Source organism: Prevotella sp. (genome assembly GCF_036570325.1).
Taxonomy (GTDB): domain Bacteria; phylum Bacteroidota; class Bacteroidia; order Bacteroidales; family Bacteroidaceae; genus Prevotella.
The window spans coordinates 1-11,381 of the sequence record NZ_DATCYK010000052.1; the positions used below are offsets into that span (position 1 = coordinate 1).

Here is an 11,381-nt window from a genome sequence, read left to right on the forward strand (position 1 = left end):
ACAAGCCATAACGTCCTGATGGTCACCGAAAATACAGAGAGAGTGAGAAGCTAATGTACGGGCTGAAACGTTGAATACGCAAGGCAGCAATTCACCGGCAATCTTGTACATGTTAGGAATCATCAACAGCAAACCTTGTGAGGCAGTGTAGGTTGATGTAAGTGCACCGGCCTGCAATGAGCCGTGTACTGCACCGGCAGCACCACCTTCAGATTCCATCTCTTGGATAGAGACTGTCTGACCGAAGAGGTTCTTACGGCCTTTGGCAGCCCATTCGTCAACATGCTCTGCCATTGGAGATGACGGAGTAATAGGATAGATGGCGGCTACCTCTGTGAACATGTAGCTCACATGTGCGGCGGCGGTATTACCATCACACGTCATAAACTTTTTTTCTTTAGCCATTTTATTAAAATTAAATGAATGTATAATGTCTTTGTTTATATAATAAAAGAACGATATTAATAGAGAAATCCTAAGAGCCAAAGTGGTATTTGATTGCCCTTACCTATTTCTGTATTGTATCGTGCATAGAGAGTGTCTGTGTTGTATCTTATCTTATGGTCACTTAAAGCGTCGCAGACACGGAATTTCAGCTTCTCGTCCACGATGAATAAGTGGTCTTTGTTTCCCTGATTCACGGCGTGGTCTTTCCACAGTGAGTTGACAAAGAATGTTTCCATGAGGTCCTGCGAAATCACCTGAATGGGATAAATGGCATACATCAGATTAGAGTTGTGCATCATTATCTTGCTTGGTTTCTTCGGGAAATCCTCACCAACGGGATATATAATATTAATGAGTCGTGCGTCAGCCAAGTACTTTATATAGTTCATTACCGTGGCCCGGCTCGTTTCTATCTCATGTGCCAAATTGCTGATGTTGGGCACCTTGGGCCCGTCAACGGCCAACAGATAGAATAGTTTTTTGATTTTCGTAAGATATTTAAGCTCTATCTGCTTGATCAACAATATATCTACCTCGGTCATCATGTTCATGGTTTTCAACAGATTCTCCGAGAAATTGCGTTGCTCAAGGAAGAAAGGATAAAAGCCATGATGGATATAATCCAAGAAGTAAGACGAGGGGCTGACTTTAGGTAGAATGCTTTTGATAATCTGCTCATGCGACTGGAGGATTTCTTCCAGCGAATAAGGCTTGAAGGAATTGCCCGTTTGCAGGTTGAGATACTCACGGAAAGAGAAACCACGAAGGTTATAACTCTTCACAATTCCGTTAAGTTCAGGGTTCTCGTCTTTCAATCGCATCACGCTGGAACCGGTAAAAACGATTTGAAGCTGTGGAAAAAGATCGTGACATTTCCTTAGCTCCATACTCCAGTTAGGTTGCTTGAAGACTTGGTCAATCAATAAAACCTTGCCGTTATGATTTACGAATTCAGCGGCAAACTCGGCTATGCCTTTCCCTTGGAAATAGAAATTATTCATGTTGACGTACAGACATCTTCTATCCGTAGCGCCATATTTCTCTTTGGCATATTGCAAGAGGAAAGTCGTCTTGCCAACGCCTCTGGTGCCTTTGATACCTATCATGTGGTCGTTCCAATCAATCTCATCCATGAGGGTGCGACGGACTTGAGCGTCGGTGTGCTCAACCAGATAGGAGTGAGTCCGAAAAAAGGCTTCCATATTGTACTCTTGTTATTTTATAATTGACAATGCAAAGATACTAACTATTTGTGAAATTGCAAACTCCGGATTACAAAAAACAATTAATTTTTCAATATTCCATGGCCTCACTAAGGTGCAAATAGCAAGTTTTTATACCTTTGTGGCGTGGTAATTCATATTTTTAATCCCGAGCATGACATATCGCTTGCGGTCAATCTCAAGCGTTTCACCCTTCCCAAAGCGGTGGCAAACTTAAAGGAAATGTTTGCCTTTTTACCGATGATATGGGCCGATGAGGGCGATTTAGTGTTGGTAAATGACGTGGATAAGGCGGTAACGAGTTGTTCAAATCTTCTTTCCATGAGTGCGGAAGGAGGTGAACGAAAACTTGCAAATGTGCAATTCGTTACACCTGAAATGCTGGTTGATGACGAGTTGGTAGCCCGTATATCCGGCATAGACGCTTGGGGAATGGATGCAAAATTGGCTACCGGCCTGCTGGATATTAACCCTCATTTTGCTTCGTTGCTCCCTTCGGCGGAGGCATTGTCCGAATTGCGTATGACCAGCGCTCGTTTTTGGGCGGCAAATCATTTGATGGATGAATTATTGCGGTTGCCCCATACGGTGGGCAAAGTCAAACAGTTTTTTGATTATGACACCTTATTCCGTTCCTTACAGTCCCAACGAAATTATGTCGTAAAAGCCCCTTGGAGTAGCAGTGGGCGCGGGGTTAGGCTGTTGGAACCTCGTTGGCGACCGGCTAAAGAGGCACAAGAGGGCGGCGTAGAGGTAGAAATTCATCAGGAGAATTGGGTTAAAAATATCATCCGTTCGCAAGGTAGTATCATGATGGAGCCTTACTTGGAGGGGAAAATCATGGACTTTGGCGTAGAGCTGGAAGCTGTTTCGGGAGAGATAAAGTATTGTGGTCTCAGCATATTTAAGGCTGAAAATGGCGCTTATTTGGGCAATCTGTTGGATTCAGAGCTGCATAAGCGCAGTTTGCTTGCGGCTCATATCCGTTTGGAAACCTTGGATTTGGTAATGGAAAAGCTCCTTGCGCTGTTGAAGAAACATTTACCCCTATGGTACAATGGGCCTTTGGGTGTTGATATGATGGTACTCAAGGATGGGGAGATAGCCCCCATGATAGAGCTGAATTTGCGACGGACAATGGGCCATGTAGCCATCGACCTCTATTCAAGAACGGGAAAACGAGGATGGATGAGGCTGAACCCATCAAACGCATGTGTAGATATTATCAATATCAAGTAAATAGATTTAAAGGTTAAAGCATTTGTTCTGTTTGTTTCGTGATATGCTTTTACCTTTGCGGAGTGCCCTTTGACATGTTTTCTATGGGCATGAAACTTAGTCAATACCTATCTTATTATTATCGTTAAGCGAAACTGTGTTTATTAAAAAAGCGATTGTTAATTTTCCTCTTCTTTCCTTACAAAAAGGTTGAAAACGGCAGCTATGTTTTCAAACACGACCCATGTGGACGGAAATATCTAAACTATGGCGAAGTTTGTAACTATTTGATAAATAACAGTTTGTAAATAATTAAGCAGAAAGGAGCCGGAAATTATTTGCCCATAGCTACGTTTTCGTCCGCTCAAAGCACTGCTTCGAGAATGGGATAATGGGCCTTTAATGGCGCAAAAACCTTATTGTAGTACCTTAAAAGCAGTGCTTTGGAATGGCGAAAATGAAATAAAGGGAATCCCACGCTGGGATTCCCTTATTTTTATTCAAACTTTATCACATCTTTTCAGCGGGATGGTCAGTCTGTAAAGTGTTAATTTTCTTACTGAAATATTTACAAAAGCAGTGGCTTATTTGGGCGCTCTTTCTTTCAGGAAACCGTGGCGGTAGGCATAGAGAAGCTCCTGCAAATCGCTTACTTGCTGGCGCAGCTCGGTTCCTTTGTCGGTATCGGCCACGAGCATTCGGTGCGTGCTCATTTCCACGATGACCGTGGTGCTCTTAATATCGGTGCCCCGTTGAATGGCGTCGGCCGTGTTGGTGAACGGCTCATGCTGCACTAATTGGAAGCCGCGGCTGTGGTACACGAGCGTGTAACCGGCTATGCCGGTTTCCTTGTGATAGGCTTGCGAGAATCCACCGTCGATGACCATGAGTTTACCATTGGCCTTAATGGGGTTCTCACCATCCATGGCATGTACGGGCACATGGCCGTTGATGATATGCCGGTTGTTGCCTTTGATGTTGAATGCGTCCAAAATGTGGTCGGCTATCTGCTCTTGGTCGCGCAGTTTGAAGTAGTTGCCTTTCTCCTCCTTGTGTGTTTCTTTTTCTTTTATGAAATAGCGCTCAAAGGTCGCCATCTTGCTTTTGTCGAACAGAGGGCTTTCCGGTCCACACCACAAATAGAGGAAATAATCAATGGCATGCTCCTTTTCCTGTGGCTCGGAGTCGTTCTGGAAGGCGGCCCTTATCTGCATACCGATGTGATACATCAGGTCTTTGCCGGCATAGCGTTTGCCCGGATAGATTTCAACTTCTTTCAGGCTGCCGTCGGCATTGAGCGGTATGGAGGCGTGGAAAAGCAAGTTGTTATTGTAGACGGCGTACATACAACCGTGGCTAAGCAGCAGTCCGATGTGTTTACGCAGCTTTTCGCAGGCTTGGAAAGAGTGGTGTAACTTGCCCATCAGCTGTTTTTCCTCGAACGTAAGTTCGTTAGGGTGCTCGGGATTGATGGTGGGAAAGTGGTTGCTTGTCAGCGGATATTCTTTTCCATTGAGCGTAATGGTGCCCCGCTCGTAGTCGATGAAGTTAAAGAGCTGCCGGTTTTCCATGCCCCATTCGGGGTGGCGCTGATAGATTTTGGCCTCCTCCTTGAATTGGATAATGGCGATAGCCTTGTGCATGAGGGCCGAAAGGCGGAGCGTCTTTGGGTCGATTTCCTTGGCGCCTCCGCTCAAACGGGGAATAAACTCCTCACAAGGATCGTCGCCATAGGTCTCCAAGGCGAAGGTGGCCAGTGGCAGGAGATTAATGCCGTAGCCATCTTCAAGGGTGGCGAGGTTGGCATAGCGCAGGGAAAGGCGGATGACATTGCAGATGCAAGCGTCGTTGCCGGCGCAGGCACCCATCCAAAGTATGTCGTGATTACCCCATTGTATGTCCCAACTGTGGTAGCGTTTGAGCGTATCCATGATGATATGGGCGCCCGGACCGCGGTCGTATATGTCGCCGAGGATATGGAGTTGGTCAATGGCCAGCCGCTGAATAACGTTGGCTATGGCAATAATGAAATCATCGGCTCGCCCGGTGGAGATAATCGTATCGATGATACCATTGACATAGGCGGTCTTGTTGCTGTCCTCGGTACGCTCGTGTAGAAGTTCTTGAATGATGTAACTAAACTCTGAGGGCAGAGATTTTCTTACTTTGCTTCGGGTGTATTTGCTGGAAATATCCCTGCAAACGCCTACAAGTTGGTGGAGTGTGATGTAGTACCAGTCCTTTAAGTAAGGCTCATTGGCTTTGACAAGCTCGAGCTTTTGTTCGGGATAATAGATCAGGGTGCATAGCTCTCGCTTGTCTTGTTCGCGCAAGGTGTTGCCGAAGAGGTCGTTAACTTTGCGCTTGATGTTGCCCGAGGCGTTTTTAAGTACATGTCGGAAAGCCTGATACTCGCCATGTACGTCGGCCAAAAAGTGCTCCGTTCCCTTGGGCAAATTGAGTATAGCAGATAGATTAATGATTTCTGTACTTGCGTCGGCTATCGTTGGGAACGATTGCGAAAGCAGCTCTAAATAGTGTAAATCTTTTTCTATGTCGTACATGATAGTAAGTTTTTAAAATAGAATAAGGGGCGTGAGGGAAAAAGAGTGGGGCTTTTTAAGAAAAATGAAGCGTAGATGATAAAATATTGAAAATTAGCTCTTTAGCGGTATAGGCATGAAGCCTTCCGTTAGACCGCATTCCTTTGACATCTTATCTTGTAGGATAGAAACGAACTTCAGTAGCTTCGCATGCCGGACGGTCTGCACGAATAAGTCCTCATCAAAGTCGAGTTCTATCAGGTGTTGCGACAAGTCTTGCAGCGTAGGGTGGTGGATTGTACCTCTATGTTGCTCATATTGCAAATATAAGATTTTGCAAAGCAGGGTGCGGATGTTGTCGTCTTCAATGTGCATGCCGTTCACTTGTGTGTCAATATGCTCACGAATTGTCCGGTCGTGGGTGGCTATGACTTGCTCATAGTGGCGCAGCAGTTCGGCAATGAGGGTGGAAATGGGGTATTTATTGGTGATGACAGCGTTGCGAAGTTCTAAAATCTTTTGGTCATCAATCCATTTCCGTGCCATCTGTACCTCTGTCTTGCTGAAGGCAACAAGACTGTTGGCCCGCATGATGGCTGCTCTTTGGCTTCGTAGCTGTGCAAGTCCGTGGAGTGTATTGCGCTTTGCTTTCACCATCCATGGCGTTATGCCTCCCAATGGGGAATAGACCACGGGAATTTTAAGGTTGGCATAGTGGGTTACCGCTTTGAAGGTATGATTGTTCCACGCGCCAAACACATGAACAATATCGGGCTCTTCTTCGGCATTGACCATGGCTTTCTCGGAAAGATGATGGCTTATGGTTGATACCAATAGGGGGGCTACGGTGTCTTTAGGGTGGCAGTGAGTGATAATCTTTATTTTCATTTTCTCCATAGAAACAGCTCTGAAAATAATGTTTACTTAAAGCTTATGGGTGGTAAAGTCATTCTTGTCGGCAGAGCGAAAACGCATGGCAAGCAATAAATCATACCAAATGATAAGGAGATACATGGGCATGATGCGGAAGACGTTTAGCGCTACTCCCATGCGATGGGCTGCTTTTTTGCAAAATACGGTGTGCGCAATGAGCCAGCTAAGAAGCATGCAGGATGATACGCCCAGCACAATCCAGTTGTGTACAATGGCGGAATAAGTAATCAGTAAGAGGTTGACCAACATGCTGATATGGAGTAAAGCCATGTCAATGTTCCATAGTCCGCAGTAGGTGTGGCGGCGCATCAAGGAGCTGCGGATGGCGTTATAACACAATCGTTTATGGACCCATGTTTTCTTGGAAGGTATATCTTCGGTGAGTGGGTGCTCCAAGTTGAGGCAGACGGAGGTCATTCCCTCGTGCGCATATTTATTGACAAGGCTGCTATATTCGCCACAATTGAATTGCAAATTGCCTAAAAAGCCGTTTTCACGGATAAATTCTTCTTTGCGGAAAGCTACGCAGGGACTGTCCGTGCTGAATGCAATCTTCTTATGGGCAGCCCTGAGCAGGTAGCTTTCAGTCAGTAGGTGATAGAAGCGTCGGATAGCGGGCTCGTCCTCATCGTAGGCGGTGTAGTTTACGACAAGATTCTTATCGGGCGTGCATTGGGCGGCCATGCCTTTCAGCCATTGCGTATCGGCAGGCCGACATGTAGGTTCTGTTACGATAACCCAATCGGTTTGAGCAGCCTTGACACCTACGGTTATGGCCAATTTCTTCCGGCTCATGTATCTGGAAGTATTGGGAATATAGGTCGTGTAAAGGCGTGGCTCGTGGGCATTGCGCTTCATGACATCCTCCGACTCGGTATCGCCTTTGTCTATTATGACCACAACCTTGTAATCGCCCTCATATTCCTGTTGCAGAAACAAGGGAAGGTTGCGCTCCAATTCTTGTGCCTGATCGTGAGAATATAAGATAATGGATAAGGGAGGGGTATGCGCTTCGTCTTCATTTTCTTCCGTTCGCATTTTTGATAATGGGCGGAGAATCCTGAGAAATGGGGTGGAGAAAATGGAGAGAAGAGTGAGAATAAGCGCCGTGGCGCAGCAAATAATCGTGATAGTGTCGAAAATCATAAATCTTCAGTTAGGTAACCGATGGGCAGTTTACGGCAGTTGTATTGACTGGCCATAATTTCTCCATAGGCCCCGGCGGAGCGTATGGCTATCAAGTCACCTCGTTTTGTTTTATTAAGTTCAATGGATTTGGCAAATACATCACTCGATTCGCAAATCGGACCGACGACATCGTAGGTCTCCGTAGGCGCATCGCTTGAAATATTTTCTATCTTATGGTGGGCTTGATACAAGGCGGGTCGAATGAGATCGGTCATTCCCGCATCGAGTATAGCGAATTGCTTGGCGTTTCCTTGCTTAATATATAGGGTTCGAGCGATGAGGCTTCCCATTTGGCCTACGACCGAACGGCCTAATTCAAAGTGAAGTTTTTGTCCCTTGCGGAGCTGTAGGTGGTGGGCGTAGATAGCAAAGTATTGATGAAAGTCGGGGATAGGTTGCTCGTCAGGGCAGTCATAGTGAATACCCAATCCACCGCCCACATTGATGTTTTTAACAGAGATATGGTGTTGCTCCAGCTGGTCTTGAAGTTCATTGATACGATAACACAAGGCTTCAAAGTCGGTCATGTCGAGAATTTGGCTACCAATGTGGAAGTGAAGTCCTATGAATTCAACATTTGACATGGTTTTCATTTGTTGGATGATAGGCTCCATGTCATTCATGGCAATGCCAAATTTATTCTCAGCCAATCCTGTTGTAATGTTGGCATGGGTATGTGCGCCCACGTCAGGATTGATACGAAGCGCTATTCGAGCGACCTTATTACGACTTTTAGCCAATTCATTGATAACCTCAATCTCGGCTTGACTTTCGGCGTTGAAGCAGAAAATATCGTTGTCAAGTCCCAAATTTATTTCCTTATCGCTTTTGCCTACACCGGCATAAACGATTTTATTCGCTGGAAATCCGGCGTCTAACGCAGCTTGGATTTCGCCTCCACTGACGCAGTCGGCTCCCAAATCAGCTTGCCGGATGAGGTGAAGCACTTTGGGATTGGCATTTGCTTTTACGGCATAATGCACCTCAAAATTGGGATATTGGGCTACTTCTTCGTTGATAGTCTGCAGCGTGCGGAGCAAAAGCTGTGTGTCGTAATAGTAGAATGGGGTTTCTATGTGATGAAACTTATCTACCGGAAACTCACCTTTCATAGTGGAATGTTAGTTATTGAATAAGACATTGCTCAGGTTTTGCAATGCACGCTTCTTGTCGTTTTCCCTGATGAGGAAAGAAATATTGTAATTGCTTCCGCCGTAAGAAATCATTCTGACCGGTATATCTTTCAACGCTTCAAGAACGATAGACTCAAAACCGAGGTTGCTCCAGTCCAAATCGCCAACGACACAGATGATACACATGTCGGTATCTACGGTGACGGTGCCGTATTTCTTCAGCTCATCAACGATTTCATTTAGATGGGATGAGTTGTCGATACTCATGGAAAGGCCGACCTCACTGGTCGTAATCATGTCGATAGGAGTTTGATAGCTCTCGAATATTTCAAAGACTTTGCGAAGAAATCCGGTAGCTAAGAGCATGCGACTGGACTTAATCTTGATGGCCGTAATATTGTCTTTGGCCGCCACGGCTTTGATTTTGCCCCTTACCAACACGTTATTGATAATGGTACCTTCGGCGTCTGGGGCCATCGTATTTTTAAGTCTAACGGGAATACCGGTATATTTTGCGGGTTGAACGCAGGTGGGGTGGAGTATCTTAGCTCCAAAATAAGCTAATTCCGCAGCTTCTTCAAAGTTGAGTTGTCTTACGGCTTCGGTCTTCTCCACTATGCGTGGATCGTTATTGTGCATGCCATCAATATCCGTCCAAATAACGATTTCCTCCGCTGAAAGCGCAGCGCCAATCAGTGAGGCGGTATAATCGGAACCACCGCGAAGCAAGTTGTCGATTTCGCCATAGGCATTGCGGCAGATGAAACCTTGCGTAATATAGATTTGATAGCCTTCGTTGGCACGCATGATTTCCTCTAACTTCTCTTTGATATATTGAGGATCGGGCTCGGAATTCTTATCTGTCCGCATGAAATCAAGCGCATTCAACAAGACAGCCTTCACGCCAATTTCATTCAGATAGTTGACAACCATTGTGGTACTGATGATTTCTCCCTGTGCCACAATACATTTTTCTTCAAATGAAGTGAATAAATCTTTGGTTGATGAACGTAGAAGATTGAACTCATCTTTCAGGAATTCTCTTGTTTTTTGTTTGTATTCCTCGGTTGAATATAATTCTTCTGCGTGTTTGAGGTACTTATTTTCAAGTGAATTAATGACTTCGTTGGCCCCTTCGGGGTTCTTCTTATAGAGATAGTCGCTTATTTCTATAAGAGAGTTTGTTGTACCACTCATTGCTGAAAGGACAACGAATGTGGGTTCGCCGCTTTTGGTTATTAGTGAGGAAACACTTTTCATCCGTTCCGGTGAGCCAACAGATGTTCCTCCAAATTTCATTACCTTCATAACCTCTATTATATTTTGATGATCAGTCTTAATCTTACTAAGGTTCTAAGGGTTCTTCCGTAAGATTGAGTTTGTTGTATTCGTGTGTGATGTCGCTTATATTCCCATTGTCACATTTGTAGACAATGCCGGGATATTTATCAAGCATTGGGATGTTATGTGTGGTCATAACAACGGCTGCGCCTGTAGTTGTCGCATTCTTGAGTAGCTGTATAATGCTGCTCGCTGTTTCGGGATCTAAGTTTCCGGTAGGCTCATCCGCAATGATGATTTGTGGTTTGTTGAGCAGTGCTCGTGCTATGGCAATGCGCTGTTGTTCACCTCCTGAAAGTTCATGGGGCATTTTATCTATCTTCTCAATGAGCCCAACTTCGTTGAGAACTTCCTCTATTCGTTGGTCGATTTCTTGCTTGTTCTTCCAATCTGTTGCCTTTAAAACAAATTGTAAGTTCTTCCGGACGGTGCGGTCGTGGAGTAATTGGAAGTCTTGAAAGATGATACCCATTTCTCGACGAAGGGCCGGAATCTCTTTGCGTTTGAGCTCTAAAAGGTTTCTTCCGAGCACTTCTGCCTGCTCGGCTTCATCTTCTACAAGGTCAAGCTCGCAGTATAATGTCTTTAACAAGCTGCTTTTGCCTGATCCTACCTTACCAATGATATAGATAAACTCTCCTTCGGAAACCTGAAAATTGACATCTTTTAGAATGAGATTTTCAGCTTGATATATGTTTACTTTCTTATAATCAATCAGCATAATTCCTAATAAAGTTATTTGGGGTTAGTCGATTTCTCCTTTACTTTTGGCTTCTCTGCGTGCTTTATCCCAATCAGGGTTATGACGTTTAAGCAGTTCAAGCGCAACATTTTCTATCCTTAAACCTTTGCTTGTCAGTAAAACGATAAGGTGATAAAGCATATCTGAAGCCTCGTAAATCATTTTCTCATCTGTGCCGGCCGTAGCTTCTATAACGGTTTCGAGGGCCTCTTCACCTACTTTTTGGGCCATACGATTTACCCCTTTATTGAAAAGACTGGTCGTATAGCTGCCTTCCGGCATTTCTTGATGGCGTTTATCGATAAAATTTTGCAGTTCGCTGAGGAAGAGAATAGGGTTGTAACGGTTTTCCTCAGCCCAACAAGTATCGGTTCCTTTATGGCATGTGGGACCATCAGGATGGACTTTGATGAGCAACGTATCATTATCGCAGTCGTTTTTAATATCGACAACATGTAGATAATTACCACTTGTTTCTCCCTTTGTCCATAGGCATTGACGGCTACGGCTCCAAAAAGTTACCTTGTTACTTTCTATGGTTTTCTGATAAGCAGCCACATTCATGAATCCAAGCATTAGCACTTTTAGTGTAGAAGCGTCTTGGATTATGGCA

The 11,381-nt window shown here is 44.9% G+C and carries 9 protein-coding genes and 1 pseudogene; 1 reads left to right on the forward strand and 9 read right to left on the reverse strand.

Going from position 1 to position 11,381, the window contains the following annotated elements:
• Nucleotides 1-405 (reverse strand): annotated as a pseudogene (locus VIR50_RS03570) (pyruvate:ferredoxin (flavodoxin) oxidoreductase); the annotation flags it as partial.
• Between the two features lie 56 nt (nucleotides 406-461).
• Nucleotides 462-1,649, reverse strand: coding sequence for an ATP-binding protein (locus VIR50_RS03575; RefSeq protein WP_331933765.1), 1,188 nt, complete (start codon nucleotides 1,647-1,649; stop codon nucleotides 462-464).
• A 147-nt stretch (nucleotides 1,650-1,796) separates the two neighbouring features.
• Between VIR50_RS03575 and VIR50_RS03580 the strand changes: the two genes are divergently transcribed.
• Nucleotides 1,797-2,909, forward strand: a complete 1,113-nt coding sequence (locus VIR50_RS03580) for a hypothetical protein (RefSeq protein ID WP_331933766.1) — start codon at nucleotides 1,797-1,799, stop codon at nucleotides 2,907-2,909.
• A 563-nt stretch (nucleotides 2,910-3,472) separates the two neighbouring features.
• Here VIR50_RS03580 and VIR50_RS03585 read toward each other — a convergent pair.
• From VIR50_RS03585 to hisIE, 7 genes are all read right to left on the reverse strand, one after another.
• Nucleotides 3,473-5,452, reverse strand: coding sequence for a fructose-1,6-bisphosphatase (locus tag VIR50_RS03585; RefSeq protein WP_331933767.1), 1,980 nt, complete (start codon nucleotides 5,450-5,452; stop codon nucleotides 3,473-3,475).
• Between the two features lie 93 nt (nucleotides 5,453-5,545).
• Nucleotides 5,546-6,328, reverse strand: a complete 783-nt coding sequence (locus VIR50_RS03590; RefSeq protein WP_331933768.1) for a hypothetical protein — start codon at nucleotides 6,326-6,328, stop codon at nucleotides 5,546-5,548.
• Nucleotides 6,329-6,355: 27 nt separating this feature from the next.
• Nucleotides 6,356-7,402, reverse strand: coding sequence for a glycosyl transferase family 2 (locus VIR50_RS03595; protein WP_331933769.1), 1,047 nt, complete (start codon nucleotides 7,400-7,402; stop codon nucleotides 6,356-6,358).
• A gap of 104 nt (nucleotides 7,403-7,506) precedes the next feature.
• A complete protein-coding gene (gene lysA, locus VIR50_RS03600) occupies nucleotides 7,507-8,664 on the reverse strand; it encodes a diaminopimelate decarboxylase (protein WP_331933770.1) in 1,158 nt (385 codons plus the stop codon).
• Nucleotides 8,665-8,673: 9 nt separating this feature from the next.
• A complete protein-coding gene (locus tag VIR50_RS03605; RefSeq protein WP_331933771.1) occupies nucleotides 8,674-9,993 on the reverse strand; it encodes an aspartate kinase in 1,320 nt (439 codons plus the stop codon).
• A gap of 37 nt (nucleotides 9,994-10,030) precedes the next feature.
• Nucleotides 10,031-10,747 carry a cell division ATP-binding protein FtsE gene (locus tag VIR50_RS03610; protein WP_331933772.1) on the reverse strand — a complete coding sequence of 239 codons (717 nt, stop codon included), beginning with the start codon at nucleotides 10,745-10,747 and terminating at the stop codon, nucleotides 10,031-10,033.
• Nucleotides 10,748-10,771: 24 nt separating this feature from the next.
• A partial coding sequence (gene hisIE, locus VIR50_RS03615) for a bifunctional phosphoribosyl-AMP cyclohydrolase/phosphoribosyl-ATP diphosphatase HisIE (protein ID WP_331933773.1) occupies nucleotides 10,772-11,381 on the reverse strand: 610 nt, incomplete at its 5' end.